The sequence below is a fragment of the Curtobacterium sp. VKM Ac-2861 genome (genome assembly GCF_013204965.1).
In the GTDB taxonomy this organism is placed as follows: Bacteria; Actinomycetota; Actinomycetes; order Actinomycetales; family Microbacteriaceae; genus Curtobacterium.
On sequence record NZ_JABMLA010000001.1, the window covers coordinates 839,188 to 858,222 of the forward strand.

Below are 19,035 nucleotides of genomic sequence, written 5' to 3' on the forward strand. Positions count from 1 at the left end.
CTGTGGAGGACGGACCGGGGCGATGGTCAGACGGTGACGGGCTCCAGGCTCTCGGCGACCAGGTCCCAGCCGGAGTCGCTGCGTTCGACCACGACGCCGTTCGCGGCGGCCCAGTCGACCAGGTCGTCCATGGTCGCGACGACCGCTCCGGTGCGCGCGAGCAGCGCGACGAGTCGGCCCTTCGCCGTCTTGTTCCAGTGGTTCAACGCCCGCCGCCGACCGGAGCCGTCGATGCTCACGACGCGCGGGGCGACCGCCTCCGGGACGGGACCGAGCTGGCGGTAGCCCTCGGACCGGAGGTCGAGCACCAGGCCGTCCGCCCGATCGGCCAGGACCCGGGACGAGGCCGCAGGCCAGTGCGACGCCAATCGGACCGTCCCGAGCCGGGAGTCGTGCGACAGGCGGTACGCCGGGATCGGGTCACCAGCACCGATCGGTCCGAACATGGCCGACTGCACGACCACGTGGTCGTGCCACCACGCCCGCGTCGACGCGTCGGCGGTCTGCGCGCCGAGGGGGTCGTAGAGCACCCCCGTGTAGCGCTCGATCGCCGGCATCGTGCCCGACGTGTCGAGTTCGAGATTGCGGAACCGTTCGGCGATCGACTTCGGGCCGAGCTTCAGAGCCGTCCTGGCCGAGGACTCCCCGGAACTGACAGAGCGGGCCGCGGTGATCACCGCGGCCCGCTCTTCGGCCAGTTCCGGGAACGAGAGTGCACGCAGATCGAGCGTGCGGCTCGTGTCCCCACCCTCCCGCTTCGTCTCCGAAGGCGGGAGGAGGACGGTCAGTCCGGTCAGGACGCCAGCGCGGCCTGCCGCGCGACGATCGTCACCGTGTCGTGCTCGACCGACAGGAAGCCGTCTTCGGCATCGACCGCGACGGTCGACCCATCGGCCCGCGTGATGCGGACCTGACCCTGCGCGAGGATCGCGAGCATCGGCTCGTGTCCCGCGAGGATGCCGATCTGGCCCTCTGTCGTGCGTGCGACGACCATGGTGGTGTCGCCCGACCAGACCTCACGGTCGGCCGAGACGACGCTCACGTTGAGACCCGCCATGTCAGCGGTTCTCCTTCTGGATCCGTGCCCACTTCTCTTCCACGTCGTTGATGCCACCGACGTTGAAGAACGCCTGCGTCGCAACGTGGTCGAACTCGCCGTCGGCGATGGCGCGGAAGGACTCGATGGTGTCCTTGAGCGGCACCGTGGAGCCCTCGACGCCCGTGAACTTCTTCGCCATGTACGTGTTCTGCGAGAGGAACTGCTGGATACGACGAGCGCGCTCGACCGTGATCTTGTCCTCTTCGGAGAGCTCGTCGACACCGAGGATGGCGATGATCTCCTGCAGTTCCTTGTTCTTCTGGAGGATCTGCTTGACGCGCGTGGCCGTCTCGTAGTGGTCGGCGCCCAGGTACCGCGGGTCCATGATCCGCGACGTCGAGGTCAGCGGGTCGATCGCGGGGTACAGACCCTGCGACGCAATCTCACGCGAGAGCTCGGTGGTCGCGTCGAGGTGCGCGAACGTGGTGGCCGGAGCCGGGTCGGTGTAGTCGTCAGCCGGCACGTAGATCGCCTGCAGCGAGGTGATCGAGTGACCACGCGTCGAGGTGATGCGCTCCTGGAGCACACCCATCTCGTCGGCGAGGTTGGGCTGGTAGCCCACGGCGGACGGCATGCGACCGAGCAGCGTCGAGACCTCGGAGCCGGCCTGCGTGAAGCGGAAGATGTTGTCGATGAAGAGGAGCACGTCCTGCTTCTGGACGTCGCGGAAGTACTCCGCCATCGTCAGCGCCGACAGGGCCACGCGGAGACGCGTTCCCGGCGGCTCGTCCATCTGGCCGAACACGAGGGCCGTCTTGTCGAAGACCCCCGCCTCTTCCATCTCACCGATGAGGTCGTTGCCCTCACGGGTGCGCTCACCGACACCGGCGAACACCGACACACCGCCGTGGTCCTGCGCAACGCGCTGGATCATCTCCTGGATGAGGACCGTCTTGCCGACGCCCGCACCACCGAAGAGGCCGATCTTGCCACCCTGCACGTACGGGGTGAGGAGGTCGATGGACTTGATGCCGGTCTCGAACATCGAGGTCTTCGACTCGAGCTGGTCGAAGGCCGGGGCCTTGCGGTGGATCGGCCAGCGCTCGGTGATCTCGAGCTTCTCGTCCGTGTTGAGCACGTTCCCGAGGACGTCGAAGACCTTGCCCTTGGTGACGTCGCCGACGGGGACCGAGATCGGAGCGCCCGAGTCACGGACCTCCTGGCCACGGACCAGGCCGTCGGTCGGCTTCAGGGAGATGGCACGGACCAGGTCGTCGCCCAGGTGCTGGGCGACCTCGAGGCCGATCTCCTGCGACGAGTCACCGATGGTGATGGTCGTGAACAGGAGGTTGTACATCTCCGGGATTGCGTCGTGGGGGAACTCGATGTCGACGACGGGACCCGTGACACGGGCGATCCGGCCGACACCGGGCGCCGACGACGTCTCGACCGCGGTGGTTGCGGTGTCGGTCATGGCTGGTGCCTTCCTGAGGGTGGGTATCTGTCCGCGAACGACGCGGACTACTTCTTCTTCGACGAGAGCGCGTCGGCGCCGCCGACGATCTCGGAGATCTGCTGCGTGATCTCCGCCTGACGCGCGTTGTTCGCGAGTCGGGTGAAGTCACGGATCAGCGAGTCCGCGTTGTCGCTGGCCGCCTTCATCGCCTTCTGACGCGCGGCGTGCTCGGAAGCAGCCGACTGCAGCATGGCGTTGAAGATGCGGCTCTCGATGTAGACCGGGAGCAGCGAGTCGAGCACCGCATCGGCGTCCGGCTCGAACTCGTAGAGCGGCAGGGGCTCGTTGCCCTCGGGCTCCTCGACGCCTTCGACGACCTCGAGGGGCAGCAGGCGAACGACCTGCGGCTCCTGCGTCGCCATGCTGAGGAACCGGTTGAACACGATGTGGATCTCGTCCACGCCGCCCTCTGCGGTGTCCTGGAGGAACTTCGCCACGACGGCGTCGCCGATCTCCTTGGCCGTCGAGAACTCGGGCTGGTCGGTGTTGCCGACCCACTGCTGCTCCGACGCGCGCTCACGGAACGCGAAGTACCCGACGGACTTGCGGCCGACCAGGTAGTAGACGACGTCCTTGCCCTCGCTGCGGAGCAGGGAGGCGAGCTCCTCGCCCTGCTTGAGGACGTTCGTGCTGAACGCGCCGTTCAGGCCGCGGTCCGAGGTGAAGAGCACCACGGCCGCACGGGTCGAGGACTCCGGCTCGGTGGTCAGCACGTGGTCGACGTTCGAGAACGTCGCCACGGCCGACACCGCACGCGTCACGGCTCGCGAGTACGGGCCGGACGCAGCCATGCGGGCCTGCGCCTTCTGGATCCGCGACGCCGAGATCAGTTCCATCGCGCGAGTGACCTTCTTCGTGGTCTTCGCGGACTTGATTCGCTGTCGGTAGACCCGGACCTGCGCTGCCATCTAGCGACGACCCTTGACGATCTGCTCCTGGTCGACGTCCTCGGAGTCTGCCGCGTCGAACTGCTCGGAGCCGAGGGTCTTGCCGTCGCTCGTCTGGAAGCTCTTCGTGAACTCGTCGATCTGCTTCGACATCTCGGCGACGGTCTCGTCGCTGAGCTGGTTCGTCTCGCGCAGGGTCGTGAGGACCTCGGAGTTGCGACGCAGGTGGTCGAGCAGTTCGGACTCGAAGCGCAGCACGTCCGGCACCGGGACGGTGTCGAGCTTGCCGTTGGTGCCGGCCCAGATCGAGACGACCTGCTCCTCGACCGGGTACGGCGAGTACTGCGGCTGCTTGAGGAGCTCGGTCAGACGGGCACCACGGTCCAGCTGACGACGCGACGCCTGGTCGAGGTCGGACGCGAACATCGCGAACGCCTCGAGGGAGCGGTACTGCGCCAGCTCGAGCTTCAGCGTGCCGGAGACCTTCTTGATCGACTTCACCTGGGCGTCACCACCGACGCGGGACACCGAGATGCCCACGTCGACGGCCGGACGCTGGTTCGCGTTGAAGAGGTCCGACTGCAGGAAGATCTGGCCGTCGGTGATGGAGATGACGTTGGTCGGGATGTACGCCGAGACGTCGTTCGCCTTGGTCTCGATGATCGGGAGACCCGTCATCGAACCGGCGCCGAGCTCGTCGGACAGCTTCGCGCAACGCTCCAGCAGACGGGAGTGCAGGTAGAAGACGTCACCCGGGTACGCCTCGCGCCCCGGCGGACGACGCAGGAGGAGCGACACGGCGCGGTAGGCCTCGGCCTGCTTCGACAGGTCGTCGAAGATGATGAGGACGTGCTTGCCGGAGTACATCCAGTGCTGGCCGATGGCCGAGCCGGTGTACGGGGCGAGGTACTTGAAGCCGGCCGGGTCGGACGCCGGGGCGGCGACGATGGTGGTGTACTCCATCGCGCCGGCGTCCTCGAGCGCACCCTTGACGGAGGCGATCGTGGAACCCTTCTGACCGATGGCGACGTAGATGCAGCGGACCTGCTTGTCCTCGTCGCCGGACTCCCAGTTGGCCTTCTGGTTGATGATCGTGTCGATCGCGATGGCCGTCTTGCCGGTCTGGCGGTCGCCGATGATCAGCTGACGCTGACCGCGGCCGACGGGGATCATCGCGTCGATGGCCTTGATGCCGGTCTGCAGCGGCTGGTGGACCGACTTGCGGGCCATGACGCCGGGAGCCTGGAGCTCGAGGGCGCGACGGCCCTCTGCAGCGATCTCGCCGAGACCGTCGATCGGGGCGCCGAGCGGGTCGACGACACGGCCGAGGAAGGCGTCGCCGACGGGGGCGGAGAGGACCTCACCCGTGCGGGTGACCTCCATGCCCTCTTCGATGCCGGCGAACTCGCCGAGCACGATGGCACCGATCGAGTCTTCATCGAGGTTCTGCGCGAGGCCGAGCGTGCCGTCCGCGAAGCGGATGAGCTCGTTGGCCATGACGCCGGGGAGGCCCTCGACGTGCGCGATGCCGTCGCCGGCGTCGGTGACGTGCCCGACCTCGGCCGTGGAGGCCTTCGTCGGCTCGTAGTTCGAGACGAAGTCCTTCAGGGCATCACGGATCTCATCGGGGCTGATGGTGATGTCTGCCATGGGATTTTCCTTGTGGTTTTCCGGGGCCCTTCGGCTCCGAGAGGGTGACGCTGCCGGACTCGGCAGTTCCCGTTGTGGACTTGGGAGGAGCGGCTTCGACCGTACGCCTAGCCGGCGAGCTGGAGCCGGAGCTCCGAGAGCCGCGTGGACACGGTGCCGTCGATGACGTCGCCGCCGATCTGCACCCGGACCCCGCCGACGACCGTGGGGTCGACGACCTGGTTGATGCTGATGTCCTTGCCGTAGCGCTCGGCCAGCCCGCGTGCAACGCGTGCCGACTGGGCGGTCGTGAGTGCCGTGGCGGTGACCACGGTCGCGACGAGCTTGCCGTCCTGCTCGGCCACGATGCGCGAGGCATCGCGGACGAGTTCACCGATGCGGCGGCCGCGAGGCTGCTGCACGAGCGCGGAGACGATCGTCACGGTCTGCTGCGACGCCTTGGGGCCGAGGAGCCGCTCGACGAGCGCGCCCTTCTGCGCCGCGCTGCCGAGCTTCGTGCCGAGTGCCAGCTCGAGGCCGGCGTCCGAACGGACAGCGGTCTCGAAGGCGAACAGCTCGGACTCGATCGGCGAGTCGGTACCCGCGGTGGCGGCGACGGCGCGGATGCCCGCGTCCTCGATGCCGGCGAGCAGGTCCTGGTGCGAGGACCAGCGCGAGCCGGCCACCGCGGTCAGGACCGCACGAGTCGCGTGCGACTGACCGGCGAAGACGCGGTCGATGAGGACCTTCTTGCCGGCCGGGTCGGCCGTCGGGTCGGACAGCAGCCCGAGCAGCTGCGGCGCACCGGCGATCGCACGCCCGGAGGCGAGGATCTCGGCACCCACGGCCAGGTCGGCGCTCGAACCGAGGTCCGAGAGCACCGCCCTGGTGGACGCGAGTGCTTCTCTGGTAGCGCTGCGCATGCTCAGTGCTCCCCCGTCTTCGTGGCCTGCGAGGCCTCGAGGTCGGCGAGGAAGCGGTCGACGACTGCCGACGACTTGGCGTCGTCCTTGAGCGATTCGCCGATCACACCGGACGCGAGGTCGAGGGCAAGGGTGCCCACCTCGGACCGGAGGGACTGGACGGCGCTCTGACGCTCGGCTTCGATCTGCGCCTGGGCGTTGGCCGTGATGCGTGCTGCATCGGCCGCTGCCTGCTCGCGGACCTCGTTGCCGATCGCCGTGGCGTCGGCGCGGGCCTGCTCACGGATGCGGGACGCCTCGGAGCGGGCGTCGGCGAGCTGCTTGTTGTACTCGTCGAGCGCAGCAGCGGCCTGCTCCTGAGCAGCCTCTGCCTTCTTGATGCCACCCTCGATGGCCTCAGTGCGCTCATCGAGCATCTTCGTGATGCGCGGCGTGACGACACGCCACATCACCAGGAAGATGATGACGAAGGCCACCGCGGACCACACGATGTCGTACACCGGCGGAATGAGGGGGTTGTGCGTCTCCTCCGCCGCGATGATGAGTGCGTTGTGCATCGAGGAACCTTAGTTGGTGAAGATGAAGTACGTGGCGATGCCGATGAAGGCCAGGGCCTCGGTGAAGGCGATACCGATGTACATGAGGGTCGTCAGGCGGCCCTGGAGCTCGGGCTGGCGGGCGACGGACTCGATCGTCTTGCCGACGACGATGCCGACACCGATGGCCGGGCCGATCGCAGCGAGGCCGTAGCCAACCGTCGCGATGTTGCCGTTGATCTCCGCGAGAACGGTCGTTGCGTCCACGTGTTTTCCTTTCGAGGTGCGGGTCCGACGGTTGCCGGTCCCGTAGGGGGTCAGTGAGGAATCAGTGCTCGTCAGCCAGCGCCAGCTGGATGTAGACGGCGGTGAGGAGCATGAAGACGTAGGCCTGCAGCAGCGCGACGAGGATCTCGAAGAAGCTGAACGCGATGCCGAACGCGAGGGTCCCGACACCGAAGGCCTTGAAGCCGAGCGAAGCGTCGAAGAAGAAGAACTGCGTCGCCGAGAAGAACAGGACGAGCAGCAGGTGCCCGACGACCATGTTCATCAGGAGTCGCAGGGTGAGCGTCACCGGACGGAGCACGAAGGTCGAGACGAGCTCGATCGGCGTCACGATGATGTAGAGGAACCACGGCACCCCGGGCGGGAAGAGCGAGTTCCGGAGGAACGTGCCCGGGTGCTTGCGGAGGCCGGCGTAGATGAACGCGACGTAGGCGACGATCGCGAGGATCATCGGCATCGCGATGCGACTGGTGCCGGCGAGGTTCATGCCCGGGATCAGACCGGTCAGGTTCATGAACAGCACGCCGAAGAAGATCGTCGCCAGGAGCGGCAGGAATCGCTTGCCGTCCTTCTCTCCGAGGTTGTCGAAGGTGTTGCGACGAACGACGTCGAACGCGTACTCGATGAACGCCTGACCGCGGTTCGGGACGAGCTTCAGCGCGCGGGTTCCCACGAAGGCGAACACCAGGAGCACGGCGACGGCGAAGAAGCGGATGAGGACGACCCGATCGATCTCGAACGGCGTCCCTGCGAAGAAGATCGCATCCGGGAAGAACTCGTTGATCGACGGACCATGGAACTCGGCGGCCTTGCTGCTCCCCGCCGCAACGGTGTCAACCGCAGCAGAGAGGGACAGGGGAAGAGCGTGGGATAGCAGCGCTGTCTCCTGTGTCGGCGCGCGCACATCATGGCACGCGATGGTGGACGTTGTGGAGGCTTGCCCGCTCCGAGCGAAAGGCTCCGGTGGCGGACTCCGAGAAGCCTATCAGGTGCGAGAGGCTTCCCGGCTTCTCAGTTGCGGGGGGTCGGGTTCTCAGCGTCCGCGGAGCCACCCGACCCGTCACCGGGCAGCTGCACGCCGATCGGGATGCGGGCCTTCGCCACCGCGACGACGTCGATGACCAGGGACCCGACGACCCCCGCGATGATCACGATCGCGAGCACCGGGAAGTCCACCCAGGTACGGTCCTTCAGTGCCACCAGCAGCACGATGAACACGACGAACTTGAGCAGCCAGGTGCCCATCACGATGCCGAAGAAGGCACCCGAGATCATCTGCCCCTTGGACACTCGTAGCGCGACGAGGACACTGACCGCGGTGAGGCCGAGGAACACCACGCTGAGCACGGCTCCGAGCAGGCCGCCGACGAGCCCGGGAGTGTCGGCGACGAGCAGCCCCACGACTCCCCCGACGATCGCCAGGGCGACCGCGAGCACGGCGCCCCACGTGATGATGCGGCGGAACACCGGCCGGACGTGGTCGAGCGCGTTCGGTGCGGTCACGTGATGTCTCCTGGGATCGTGCGGTCGTTGGCGGCCCGGTCGAGCGGGTCGAGGCTGGCGTCCACCACGGCGGCGGAACGGTTGGCGGTCTGGGCGGCGATCTCGGTGCGCTTCCGGCCGAGCGGCGCGAACGTGGCGACGGCGCACACGGTGAAGCCGACCGCGACGAAGGCGACCACCCAGTACCAGTCCACGAACAGGAACAGCAGGCACCCGACCGCGACGGTGGCGGTCCACGCGTAGAAGATCAGGACGGCGTGGAAGTGCGAGTGCCCCATGTCGAGCAGACGGTGGTGCAGGTGCTTGCGGTCGGCCGAGAACGGTGACTTGCCAGCGCTGAGCCGCCGGGTGACCGCCAGGCCGAAGTCCAGGATCGGCACGATCAGGATCGCGAAGGGCAGCAGGATCGGGATGAACGCCGGCAGCAGCGCCTGGCGTGTCTGCACCGCTGCGGGGTCGATGTTGCCCGTGACCGACACGGCGCTGGTGGCCATCAGGAAGCCGACGAGCAGCGCTCCTGCGTCGCCCATGAACAGCTTCGCGGGGTGCCAGTTCAGGATGAGGAACCCGAAGCAGGAGCCGACGAGCACCGCCGTCAGCAGTGACGGCAGGTTGAAGAAGAACTCGGTCTGCACGACCACGCGGTTGATGAAGAACGTGTAGAGGAAGAACACCCCGCCGGCGATGATCGCGACCCCGGCGACCAGGCCGTCGAGTCCGTCGATGAAGTTCACCGCGTTCATCACGAGCACCACCGCCAGCACCGTGAAGATCAGGCTCATGTAGGACGAGCCGACCCCCAGCGTGTTGCCGATCGGCAGCGACACGATCGCGACGCCCTGCCAGGCGAGGATGCCCGCGGCGATGATCTGCCCCGCGAGCTTCGTCATCCAGTCGAGGTCCCAGATGTCGTCCGCGACGCCCAGGACCACGATGATCGTCGCGCCCCCGAGCACCGCCAGCACGCGCCCGGGTTCGGAGAACACGAGCCGGAAGTAGTCGGTCCCCGCGATCGACGGGAACAGGAACCACGCCGCCAACAGCGACACGATGACGCCGATGTACATCGCGATCCCGCCGAGGCGCGGAGTCGGCGTGCGGTGCACGTCGCGCTCGCGGACCTGGGGGTACCACTTGTACTTCAGCCCGAGTTTCCACACCAGCACGCTGACCAGGAAGCTCACGACCGCGGCGATCGCCCCCGCCAGCAGGTAGTACTTCATCCGACGAGGTCGGCTCCGACGACCCGGGTGATCTCGTCGTCGGAGATCACCCCGTGCCGGACGATGCGGAGCTTCCCGCCGTCCGACAGCCCCGTCGCGTCGACGATCGTCGACCCGGTGGAGGCCTCGAAGCCCTCGTGCTCCCCGATCGCGCCGCCGTCCAGGTACACGGCGACGCTGTCGCCGAGCATCCGCTCCGCGGCGTCGACGTCCATCGCGGCCGGGTCGCCGGTCGAGTTCGCGGACGAGACCGCGAGCGGACCGACCTCTTGCAGGAGCTCGAGCGCGATCCGCGAGTCCGGCATCCGCAGGGCGACCGTGCCCCGCGTCTCGCCGAGGTCCCAGTCGAGCGACGGCTGCGCGCGCAGGATCACGGTCAGGCCGCCGGGCCAGAACTCGGCGACGAGGTCGCGCACCTGCTGCGGCACGTCGCTCGCAAGCGCGTCGAGCGTCGGCGGGCCGGGGATCAACACCGGCGGCGGCGACTGCCGCGTCCGGCCCTTCGCGTCGAGCAGCCGCTGGACGGCGGCCGCGTTGAAGGCGTCCGCGGCGAGGCCGTAGACGGTGTCGGTGGGGACGACGACGAGGTCTCCGCGCCCGAGGGCGGCACGTGCGAGCCGCATCCCGGTCAGGAGCCCGTCGGAGTCGGTGCAGTCGTATCGGGATGCCATGACTCGACGATGATAGTGCGACACAATGGAGGACATCGTGAACGAGACCCCTGCGCCCCACCTCCTGTTCCTCTTCGACATGGACGACGTCCTGGTCCGGTACGACTGGCAGGTGCGGATGGCCGCACTCTCCGAGTTCACCGGACACGAGTTCGAGGAGCTCCGACGCCGCTGGTGGGACTGCGGCCACGAGATGCGTGCCGAGGCCGGCGACTTCGCAGACGGCGACGAGTACCTCGCCGCGTTCGAGCGGGCGATGGAGTGCGATGTCCCCGAGTCCGAGTGGGCGCGCATCCGCGGTTCCGCGATGACCGAGCTGCCGGAACGCATCGAGGCCGTCCGGATCGCGAGCGAGCACGGGCGTGTCGGCCTGCTCACCAACAACGGGCCGCTCGCGGGGCGGTGGATCCACCAGTGGGCGCCGTCACTGCCGGGGCTGTTCGGCGAGCACCTGGACACGTCGAGCAACTTCGGCGCCCGCAAGCCCGAGCCCGAGGTCTTCCTCCGCGCGATGGAGCACCACGGCGTGCCCGCCGAACGCACCTTCTTCGCCGACGACATGCCGGAGAACATCGCGGGTGCCCGGAGCGTCGGCATCCACGCGGTCCTGGTCGAGCGCGACACCGACCTGCGCGAGCACGTCCGCGCCTTCGTCGCGCAGCAGCGCGAGGCCTCCCCCGTCGCCTGATCCTTCCCATCACGTTCGCGATGGCAACAAGCAACAGGCGTACCTGGTCGTTCTGAACGGCCAGGTACGCCCGTTTCCGCTCGGTACGGCAACGCACGGCACGACAGACAGCTCGGTAACGCCAAGCACGCCACACGACCGGGAGGCCCGGGGTGCGTCCGCCTACCGGGTCGCGGTGGTCGTGCGGTCGCGACCCGTCAGGTCGACGTGCGTCTCCGGGGTCCGGAACCCCCGACGCGCCAGGACCTCGCGGACGCCGGCGCCCTGCGGCTCGGCGTGCTCGATGACGAGCACCCCGCCGGGCACGAGCAACCGCCACGCCGTCTCGGCCAGGGCGCGCACGGCGTCGAGGCCGTCCGGTCCGCCGTACAGCGCCATCGCGGGGTCGTGGTCGCGGACCTCGGGGTCGATCGGGATCGCGTCGTCCGGCACGTACGGCGGGTTCGACACCACGACGGACACGGTGCCGTCGAGTTCGGGCAGCGCGTCGGCGAGGTCGCCCTCGACGAGTCGCACCGTGCCGCCGTGGGCGTCGGTGTTCCGGCGAGTCCAGGGCAGGGCCTCGGGCGACCGTTCGACGGCGTACACGACGGCGTTCGGCACCTCGGTGTCCATGGCGATGGCGATCGCACCGCTGCCGGAGCCGAGGTCGACAGCGATCGGCGCCGGCACCGCGACGGCTCGGAGCGCGTCGATGCCGAACTGCACGACGCCCTCGGTCTCGGGACGGGGCACGAACACGCCGGGTCCGACCGCCAGGGTCAGCGCTCGGAAGTACGCCTGCCCGGTGATGTGCTGCAGCGGCTCGCGGGTGCTCCGTCGGGCGATCGCGTGCCGGAAGCGCTCGACGTGCTCCGGAGCGATCGCGCCGCCGGTCATCGCGCGGGCCTGTACCGCACCGCGCGAGGTGTCGGTCGCCCACGCGAGCAGCAGCTCGGCGTCGACCTGGGGCGTCGGGACGCCGGACGCGACGAGCGCCGCGGCCGCCTGCTCGAGCAGGCGATCCGCGGCGAACGTGAGGGGCGTGTCGGACACGAGCCGGGCCTCCAGGCGGGGTGAGCGGTTACGCGTCCTGGTCGCCGATGGCGGCCAGACGTGCCTCTTCGTCCGCCTGGATGGCGGATTGGACGACGGGCTCGAGCGCACCGTTCATGACGCGGTCCAGGTCGTACGCCTTGTAGCCGGTGCGGTGGTCCGCGATCCGGTTCTCCGGGAAGTTGTACGTCCGGATGCGCTCCGAACGGTCCATCCCGCGGATCTGCGACTTGCGCGCGTCCGAGGCGATCGCGTCGAGCTCCTCCTGCTGCCGCGCGAGGATGCGTGCGCGGAGCACGCGCATGCCGGCCTCACGGTTCTGCAGCTGCGACTTCTCGTTCTGCATCGCCACCGTGATGCCCGTGGGCAGGTGGGTGATGCGGACCGCGGAGTCCGTCGTGTTGACGGACTGCCCGCCGGGACCGGAGGACCGGTACACGTCGATCTTCAGGTCGTTCTGGTTGATCGCGACCTCTTCGGGCTCGTCGACCTCGGGGAACACCAGCACGCCGGTCGTCGAGGTGTGGATGCGCCCCTGCGACTCGGTCTGCGGCACGCGCTGCACACGGTGCACGCCGCCCTCGTACTTCAGGTGCGCCCAGACGCCCTGCGACGGGTCGGTCGTGTTCGACTTGATCGCGACCTGGACGTCCTTGTAGCCACCCAGGTCGGACTCGGTGCGCTCGAGGAGTTCGACCTTCCAGCCCTTGGTCTCGGCGTAGTGCGAGTACATGCGCAGGAGGTCGGCCGCGAACAGCGCCGATTCCTCGCCGCCCTCGCCGCCCTTGATCTCCATGATCACGTCGCGCCCGTCGTCGGGGTCGCGCGGGATGAGCAGCCGGCGGAGACGCTCCTGGCGCTCCGCCAACTGCTCCTCGAGCCCGGGGACCTCGTCCGCGAACGCCGAGTCCTCACGCGCGAGCTCCTGGGCGGCGGCGAGGTCGTCCCCCGCCGCCTGCCAGGACTCGTACGCGGACTTGATCTGGTTGAGCTCGGCGTAGCGCCGGTTCACCTTCTTCGCCCGGGCCGCATCGGCGTGGAGCGCGGGGTCCGACAGCTGCTGCGTCAGGTCCTCGTGTTCCGCCAGCAGCCCTGCCACCGACTCGAACACGCGTTACTCCTGGTGACCGTTGTGGTGAGCGCCGCCGGTCGTCGGGACCGACTTCTGCACCTGCACCAGGAACTCGACGTTCGACTGCGTCTCCTTGAGGTTCCGCAGCACGATCTCGAGGGCCTGCTGCGGGTCGAGCCCGGCGAGGGCTCGGCGCAGACGCCAGGTGATCTTGACCTCGTCGGCGGAGAGCAGCTGCTCCTCGCGACGGGTACCGGAGGCGTTGACATCGACGGCCGGGAAGATCCGCTTGTCCGCCAGGTGACGGTTCAGGCGGAGCTCCATGTTGCCGGTGCCCTTGAACTCCTCGAAGATGACCTCGTCCATCTTGGAACCGGTCTCGACGAGCGCGGTGGCGAGGATGGTCAGCGAGCCGCCGTCCTCGATGTTGCGCGCCGCACCGAAGAAGCGCTTCGGCGGGTAGAGCGCCGCCGAGTCGACGCCACCGGAGAGCACGCGGCCCGACGCCGGGGTCGACAGGTTGTAGGCACGGCCCAGACGGGTGATCGAGTCGAGCAGCAGCACGACGTCGTGGCCCAGCTCCACCAGGCGCTTCGCACGCTCGATGGCGAGCTCGGCGACCGTGGTGTGGTCCTCGGCCGGACGGTCGAAGGTCGAGGCGATGACCTCACCCTTCACCGTGCGCTGCATGTCGGTGACCTCTTCGGGCCGCTCGTCGACGAGGACGACCATGAGGTGCGCCTCGGGGTTGTTCTTCGCGACGGCGTTCGCGATGGCCTGCAGCACCACGGTCTTGCCGGCCTTGGGCGGCGAGACGATGAGGCCACGCTGGCCCTTGCCGATCGGCGACACGAGGTCGATGATGCGGGTGCTCAGCTTGCCCGGCTCCGTCTCGAGACGCAGGCGCTCGTTCGGGTACAGCGGGGTGAGGTCCGAGAAGTCGACACGGGCCGCTGCTTCTTCGGCGGTCTGGCCGTTGACCGAGTCGACGGTCACGAGCGCGTTGTACTTCTGACGGCTCTGCTGCTCGTTGTCACGGGGCTGCTTGATCGAACCGACGACGGCGTCGCCCTTGCGCAGGTGGTACTTCTTCACCTGGCCGAGGGAGACGTAGACGTCGTTCGGTCCGGGCAGGTAACCGGTGGTGCGGACGAACGCGTAGTTGTCGAGGACGTCGAGGATGCCCGCGATCGGGATCAGGACGTCGTCCTCGGTGACCTCGGGCTCGAAGTCGTCGTTCTGGCCGCCACGGCCGCGCTTGCGGTCACGCTGGCGACGGCTGCGGCCGCCCTCGGTGTCGTCGGCGTTCTGCTGGGCCTGCTGGCCCTGCTTCTGCTGACCGTTCTGCTTCTGCTGGTTCGCCGCCTGCTGCTTCTGCTCGGCGCGGTCGTCCTGCTTCGCGTCTCGCTGCTTGGCGTCGCCCTGCTTCGCGTCGGCCTGCTTGGCGTCGGCCTGCTTCTGCTGGTCGCCGCCGTTCTGCTTCTGCTGGCCGCCCTGCTGGTGCTGCTGGCCGTCCTGCTGCTCGCCGTTCTGCTCGCCGTTCTCGGCGTTCTGCCCACGGCCACGACCGCGACCACGGCTGCGACGGCCGCGACGCGAACCGCCCTCGCCGTTCTGGTCGTTCTGGTCGTGCTGCTCGCCGGAGTCGGCGGCACCGGACTGGTCCTGCGACTCGCCGTCGGTGCTCTGCTGCTCGGTCCGCGCCTGCTGCTCGGTGCGGGCCTGCTGGTCGGTCTGGGCAGGTGCCGAGGTCGGCGTCTGCTGGTCGGCCGACTCGTTCGGCTGCTGGGCCTGCTGGTCGGCACCGCGCTGGCCGCGGCCGCGACGCTGCCCACCGGTCTGCGTCTGGGCGGCTTCCTGGGCGTCCTTCTCGGCACGCACCTGGTCGAGGCCAGCGAGCAGGTCCTCGGTGCCGGTGTGGCCGGCGTTGGTGTGCTCGGCGGCCGAGGTCGGGCCGGCGTTCACGGTGCCACCGGACGACGCGCGGCGCGAACGGCGGGCACGCGACGGCGCGGCCGGCTCGGACTCGACGGCGGGTGCCTCGGGGTCGGCGACCGGAGCGGTCGGTGCCTCGGCTGCGGGCTCCGGCAGCGTCGGCTGCTCGGTCACCGGCGCCGCGGCGGGGGTCGTGGCGGGCGCTGCCGCGGCGGGGACGTCGTCCGTGACGGGGCGCTTGTCCTCGATGGAGGCGATGAGGTCGCCCTTGCGGAGCTTCGAGAGCCCGGTGATGCCGAGCGAGGAGGCGATGCGCTGGAGTTCCGGCAGGCGGAGGGCGCGCAGGTCGCTGGGGATCTCCACCGGGGTGGAGTTGTTGTCGGTCAAGGTCGGTGTTTCCTTTCGAACCGCAGAACGCGGAGAGTTTCCACCGTCCCGGATGCACGGGTATGCATCGACCGCCGTTCAGACGACGGACCGGGATTCGGTGATCAGAAAGAGATGCACACCCGCGCGCCGGACCCTGCGACGTCGCAGGCGCTGTCCTTGAGGACGGGCATACCGTGCGGTTACGCGGGTTCGGCTTCGAGCGCCGAGTGCGCCACCACTGTAGCACCACCGAGATCGACGGCCAGCATGAGCGCGCGCCAGTCGGATTCCCCGTGTCGGGCGACGAGATCCGCGGCCGTGAGCCGTTGTGCCGGGTCGCTGCCGAGCACGAGCAGGCTCGGTCCCGCCCCCGACACGACGGCCGCGAGGCCGTGCTGCCGGAGCAGTCCGATCAGCGCGTCGGTCTCCGGCATTGCGCTGGCCCGGTACGCCTGGTGCAGGCGGTCCTCGGTCGCGGCGAGCAGGAGCTCGGGGCTCTGGATGAGCGCGGCGACGAGCAGCGCGGAACGGGAGACGTTGAACGCGGCGTCGGCGTGCGGGACGTTCTCGGGCTGCAGGGATCGGGCGAGCTTCGTCGACAGCGTGGACGTCGGCACGAACACGACCGGTGCGACGCCGCGGTGCACCAGGAGCCGCTTGTACGCGGGTCCCTCGGCCGTCATCCACGCGATGGTGAGCCCACCGAAGAGTGCGGGGGCGACGTTGTCCGGGTGCCCCTCCATCTCGGTGGCCAGGCTGAGCAGGGTCGAGGCGTCCAGGTCGACGATGCCCTCGAGCAGCCCGCGGGCCGCCATCAGGCCGGCGACGATCGCGGCCGCCGAGGAACCGAGCCCGCGGCCGTGCGGGATCGCGTTCGTGGCGTGCAGCTCGAGGCCGGGCTGGTCGACACCGGCGTGCTCGAGGCCGCGGCGGACGGCGCGCACGACCAGGTTCGTGTCGTCGGTGGCGACCTCGCCGGCACCGACGCCCTGCACCGTGACGGTGGCGCCGGCTTCCGGGCGGATCCGGACGACGACCTCGTCGTACAGCGAGAGCGCGAGACCGAGCGAGTCGAACCCCGGGCCGAGGTTCGCGGACGTCGCCGGCACGCGGACGCGCACGGCCCGTCCGGCGGGCAACACGTGGGCCGCCCGCCCGGCGGGCACAGCGTGGACCGCCCGTCCGGCCGGTACAGCACTGCGGGCGGTGACGCCCTCCCCCGGTCCGGACGAGCGGTCGGGGCTCACTGCGCCGCGACCAGTCCGAGCACGTCCGCGATCGACTTGGTGTCGACCGGCACGCTCGTCGGGGTGACCTCGCTGCCGTCCTCGGTGCGCAGGGCCCACTGCGGGTCCTTCAGGCCGTGGCCGGTGACGGTGATGACGACCTTCGCGCCCTTCGGCACGACGCCGGCGTCGGCGCGCTCGAGCAGCCCGGCGACACCGATGGCCGAAGCGGGCTCGACGAAGACGCCGACCTCGGCCGACAGGATGTGGTGCGCGGCGAGGATGGCCTCGTCCGAGATGGCGCCGAAGTAGCCGTCGGTCTCGTCGCGGGCCTCGAGGGCGAACTGCCACGAGGCCGGGTTGCCGATGCGGATCGCGGAGGCGATGGTGTCGGGGTTCTTGACGACCTCGCCACGGACGATCGGTGCGGAACCGGCGGCCTGGAACCCGAACATGCGCGGGAGCTTCGTCGTGCGACCGGCGGCCACGTCCTCGCGGTAGCCACGGGAGTACGCGGTGTAGTTGCCCGCGTTGCCGACCGGCAGGAAGTGGAAGTCCGGGGCGTCACCGAGGACGTCGACGACCTCGAACGCAGCGGTCTTCTGGCCCTCGATGCGGTCGTTGTTGACCGAGTTGACGAGGTGCACCGGGTAGTTCGCCGCCAGGTCGCGGGCGATGTCGAGGCAGTCGTCGAAGTTGCCCTGGACCTGCAGCAGCTGGGCGTCGTGGGCGACGGCCTGGCTGAGCTTGCCCATCGCGATCTTGCCCTCGGGCACGAGCACCGCGGCGGTGATGCCGGCGTGCGTGGCGTACGCGGCGGCCGAGGCGCTGGTGTTGCCGGTCGAGGCGCAGATGACGGCCTTCGCGCCGTGCTCGACGGCCTTCGAGATCGCCATCGTCATGCCGCGGTCCTTGAAGGACCCGGTCGGGTTCATGCCCTCGAACTTGACGTAGACCTCGGCGCCGGTGCGCTCGGAGAGCCGACGAGCCGGGATGAGGGGCGTGCCGCCCTCGCCGAGCGTGACGATCGGCGTCGCCTCGGTCACGTCGAGTCGGTCGGCGTACTCGCGCAGGACTCCCTGCCACTGGTGGGCCATCAGGCTTCTCTCTCTGTCCGGTGGGTCGGTCTGGTGGTGGTTCGCGGTCGGCCTGGAGGCCCGTGGTGCGTCAGGCGCCGACGAAGCGCAGGACGCTGGTCACGTCCAGGACCACGTCTTCGCCGCGGAGCGTGCGGACGGTGTCCGCCAGGTCGGCTTCGCGCGCCAGGTGCGTCCCGATGACGAGCGCTGCCGTCCCCTCGGAGGCACCCGTGGTGGTCTGCTCGACGGTCTCGACGCTCACGCCGTGCTTCGCGAGCACGCCGGCGACCGTCGACAGCACGCCGGGGGCGTCCGTGACGTGCAGGGTGATCTGGTAGCGCGTGCGGACGGTGCCGATCGGGAAGACGGGCAGGTCCGACTGGGTCGACTCCGCGACGCCCGGGCCGCCGATGACGTGCCGACGTGCGGCGGACACCAGGTCGCCGAGGACGGCAGACGCGGTCTCGACGCCACCGGCACCGGCGCCGTAGAACATGAGGTCGCCCGCGGCCTCGGCCTCGACGAACACGGCGTTCTTCGCGCCGTGCACGCTCGCCAGGGGGTGGGACTCCGGCACGAGGGCCGGGTACACGCGGGCGCTGACGCCCTCGCGGCCGTCCTCGTCGGTCAGTCGCTCGGCGGTCGCCAGGATCTTCACGACGTAGCCGGCCTTGCGCGCGGCGCGGACCTGCTCGATGGTGACCGAGGTGATGCCCTCGCGGTGCACGGCAGCGAGCGGCACCGAGGTGTGGAACGCCAGCGAGGCCAGGATCGCGGCCTTCTGCGCGGCGTCGTAGCCCTCGATGTCGGCGGTCGGGTCGGCCTCGGCGTACCCGAGCTCGGTCGCGGTCGCCAGGGCGTCCTCGAACGTGGCGCCCTCGCGGTCCATCAGGTCGAGGATGAAGTTCGTGGTGCCGTTGACGATGCCCATGATCCGCTCGATGCGATCCCCGGCGAGCGAGTCGTGCAGCGGTCGGATGATCGGGATCGCTCCGGCGACGGCGGCCTCGTAGTACAGCTGCGCGCCGACCTGCTCGGCCACCGCGAAGAGCTCCGGACCGTGGGTCGCGAGGAGCGCCTTGTTGCCGGTCACGACGTCCGCGCCGGACTGCAGCGCCTGCAGCACGAGCGTGCGCGCGGGCTCGATGCCGCCGATCAGCTCGACGACGATGTCGGCACCGAGGATGAGCGACTCGGCGTCGGTCGTGTAGAGGTCCTTCGGCAGGTCGACGTCACGCGCGGCGTCGACGTCGCGCACGGCGATCCCGACGAGTTCGAGGCCGGCACCAGCGCGCGAGGCGAGTTCGTCGGCGTGCTCGAGCAGGAGCCGCGCGACCTGGGACCCGACCGAGCCGGCCCCGAGCAGCGCGACGCGGACGTTGCGGTATTCGATCATCTGGAGTTGGTTCCTGTTCGTCG

General features: G+C 69.4%; 19 protein-coding genes. 1 reads left to right on the plus strand and 18 read right to left on the minus strand.

Translation table 11 applies throughout. The features are described 5' to 3' along the window. Window positions 1-26: 26 nt before the first annotated feature. From HQQ88_RS03790 to HQQ88_RS03845, 12 genes are all read right to left on the minus strand, one after another. A complete protein-coding gene (locus HQQ88_RS03790; protein ID WP_367916977.1) occupies window positions 27-797 on the minus strand; it encodes a YaaA family protein in 771 nt (256 codons plus the stop codon). Beyond that, window positions 794-1,057 carry a F0F1 ATP synthase subunit epsilon gene (locus HQQ88_RS03795; RefSeq protein WP_017885743.1) on the minus strand — a complete coding sequence of 88 codons (264 nt, stop codon included), beginning with the start codon at window positions 1,055-1,057 and terminating at the stop codon, window positions 794-796. Before HQQ88_RS03795 ends, HQQ88_RS03790 begins: the two co-directional genes overlap by 4 nt. Window position 1,058: 1 nt before the next feature. Beyond that, on the minus strand, window positions 1,059-2,513 hold the full coding sequence (atpD, locus tag HQQ88_RS03800; RefSeq protein WP_173168651.1) for a F0F1 ATP synthase subunit beta: 1,455 nt from the start codon (window positions 2,511-2,513) through the stop codon (window positions 1,059-1,061). A 47-nt stretch (window positions 2,514-2,560) separates the two neighbouring features. Beyond that, window positions 2,561-3,463 (minus strand): F0F1 ATP synthase subunit gamma, encoded by a 903-nt coding sequence (locus tag HQQ88_RS03805; RefSeq protein WP_123339744.1) that lies wholly within the window; start codon window positions 3,461-3,463, stop codon window positions 2,561-2,563. Beyond that, the gene (atpA, locus tag HQQ88_RS03810) at window positions 3,464-5,092 is read right to left on the minus strand and encodes a F0F1 ATP synthase subunit alpha (RefSeq protein WP_123339745.1); all 1,629 of its coding nucleotides are present in this window, start codon (window positions 5,090-5,092) and stop codon (window positions 3,464-3,466) included. Between the two features lie 107 nt (window positions 5,093-5,199). After that, window positions 5,200-5,994, minus strand: coding sequence for a F0F1 ATP synthase subunit delta (locus HQQ88_RS03815; RefSeq protein ID WP_123294281.1), 795 nt, complete (start codon window positions 5,992-5,994; stop codon window positions 5,200-5,202). Window positions 5,995-5,996: 2 nt separating this feature from the next. Beyond that, window positions 5,997-6,551, minus strand: a complete 555-nt coding sequence (locus HQQ88_RS03820; RefSeq protein WP_123294280.1) for a F0F1 ATP synthase subunit B — start codon at window positions 6,549-6,551, stop codon at window positions 5,997-5,999. Window positions 6,552-6,560: 9 nt separating this feature from the next. Further along, window positions 6,561-6,797: an ATP synthase F0 subunit C gene (gene atpE, locus HQQ88_RS03825; protein ID WP_027465781.1), complete on the minus strand. Its 237-nt coding sequence runs from the start codon at window positions 6,795-6,797 to the stop codon at window positions 6,561-6,563. A gap of 61 nt (window positions 6,798-6,858) precedes the next feature. Continuing rightward, window positions 6,859-7,671: a F0F1 ATP synthase subunit A gene (gene atpB, locus HQQ88_RS03830; protein WP_111084153.1), complete on the minus strand. Its 813-nt coding sequence runs from the start codon at window positions 7,669-7,671 to the stop codon at window positions 6,859-6,861. 155 nt (window positions 7,672-7,826) lie between these two features. Beyond that, a complete protein-coding gene (locus HQQ88_RS03835; protein WP_173168652.1) occupies window positions 7,827-8,318 on the minus strand; it encodes a hypothetical protein in 492 nt (163 codons plus the stop codon). After that, window positions 8,315-9,541, minus strand: a complete 1,227-nt coding sequence (locus tag HQQ88_RS03840) for an MraY family glycosyltransferase (RefSeq protein WP_111083866.1) — start codon at window positions 9,539-9,541, stop codon at window positions 8,315-8,317. Before HQQ88_RS03840 ends, HQQ88_RS03835 begins: the two co-directional genes overlap by 4 nt. Then, window positions 9,538-10,212, minus strand: coding sequence for an L-threonylcarbamoyladenylate synthase (locus HQQ88_RS03845; RefSeq protein WP_123312393.1), 675 nt, complete (start codon window positions 10,210-10,212; stop codon window positions 9,538-9,540). Before HQQ88_RS03845 ends, HQQ88_RS03840 begins: the two co-directional genes overlap by 4 nt. A 37-nt stretch (window positions 10,213-10,249) precedes the next feature. Here HQQ88_RS03845 and HQQ88_RS20070 point away from each other — a divergent pair, with 37 nt between their 5' ends. Further along, entirely contained in the window at window positions 10,250-10,900 is a 651-nt protein-coding gene (locus tag HQQ88_RS20070; RefSeq protein ID WP_173168653.1) for an HAD family phosphatase, read from the plus strand. A gap of 162 nt (window positions 10,901-11,062) precedes the next feature. Here HQQ88_RS20070 and prmC read toward each other — a convergent pair whose 3' ends face one another. The 6 genes from prmC to HQQ88_RS03880 all read right to left on the minus strand — a co-directional run bounded on the left by prmC (window position 11,063) and on the right by HQQ88_RS03880 (window position 19,012). Next, window positions 11,063-11,935, minus strand: a complete 873-nt coding sequence (gene prmC, locus HQQ88_RS03855; protein ID WP_132100274.1) for a peptide chain release factor N(5)-glutamine methyltransferase — start codon at window positions 11,933-11,935, stop codon at window positions 11,063-11,065. A 28-nt stretch (window positions 11,936-11,963) separates the two neighbouring features. Further along, entirely contained in the window at window positions 11,964-13,046 is a 1,083-nt protein-coding gene (gene prfA / locus HQQ88_RS03860; protein WP_111083862.1) for a peptide chain release factor 1, read from the minus strand. Window positions 13,047-13,049: 3 nt separating this feature from the next. Further along, complete coding sequence (rho, locus tag HQQ88_RS03865) at window positions 13,050-15,329, minus strand: transcription termination factor Rho (RefSeq protein WP_173168654.1); 2,280 nt, start codon at window positions 15,327-15,329, stop codon at window positions 13,050-13,052. A gap of 182 nt (window positions 15,330-15,511) precedes the next feature. Next, window positions 15,512-16,453, minus strand: a complete 942-nt coding sequence (gene thrB / locus HQQ88_RS03870) for a homoserine kinase (protein WP_173168655.1) — start codon at window positions 16,451-16,453, stop codon at window positions 15,512-15,514. A 101-nt stretch (window positions 16,454-16,554) separates the two neighbouring features. Then, window positions 16,555-17,634 (minus strand): threonine synthase, encoded by a 1,080-nt coding sequence (gene thrC, locus HQQ88_RS03875; protein ID WP_123294272.1) that lies wholly within the window; start codon window positions 17,632-17,634, stop codon window positions 16,555-16,557. A gap of 70 nt (window positions 17,635-17,704) precedes the next feature. Continuing rightward, window positions 17,705-19,012 (minus strand): homoserine dehydrogenase, encoded by a 1,308-nt coding sequence (locus HQQ88_RS03880; protein WP_123339754.1) that lies wholly within the window; start codon window positions 19,010-19,012, stop codon window positions 17,705-17,707. Between the last annotated feature and the right edge of the window lie 23 nt (window positions 19,013-19,035).

Bases quoted from the DNA above. Each gene is read 5' to 3' on its own strand.
- HQQ88_RS03795 (WP_017885743.1), bottom strand. From the start codon at position 1,057: ATGGCGGGTCTCAACGTGAGCGTCGTCTCGGCCGACCGTGAGGTCTGG.
- atpD (WP_173168651.1), bottom strand. From the start codon at position 2,513: ATGACCGACACCGCAACCACCGCGGTCGAGACGTCGTCGGCGCCCGGT.
- HQQ88_RS03805 (WP_123339744.1), bottom strand. From the start codon at position 3,463: ATGGCAGCGCAGGTCCGGGTCTACCGACAGCGAATCAAGTCCGCGAAG.
- atpA (WP_123339745.1), bottom strand. From the start codon at position 5,092: ATGGCAGACATCACCATCAGCCCCGATGAGATCCGTGATGCCCTGAAG.
- HQQ88_RS03815 (WP_123294281.1), bottom strand. From the start codon at position 5,994: ATGCGCAGCGCTACCAGAGAAGCACTCGCGTCCACCAGGGCGGTGCTC.
- HQQ88_RS03820 (WP_123294280.1), bottom strand. From the start codon at position 6,551: ATGCACAACGCACTCATCATCGCGGCGGAGGAGACGCACAACCCCCTC.
- HQQ88_RS03840 (WP_111083866.1), bottom strand. From the start codon at position 9,541: ATGAAGTACTACCTGCTGGCGGGGGCGATCGCCGCGGTCGTGAGCTTC.
- HQQ88_RS03845 (WP_123312393.1), bottom strand. From the start codon at position 10,212: ATGGCATCCCGATACGACTGCACCGACTCCGACGGGCTCCTGACCGGG.
- thrC (WP_123294272.1), bottom strand. From the start codon at position 17,634: ATGGCCCACCAGTGGCAGGGAGTCCTGCGCGAGTACGCCGACCGACTC.
- HQQ88_RS03880 (WP_123339754.1), bottom strand. From the start codon at position 19,012: ATGATCGAATACCGCAACGTCCGCGTCGCGCTGCTCGGGGCCGGCTCG.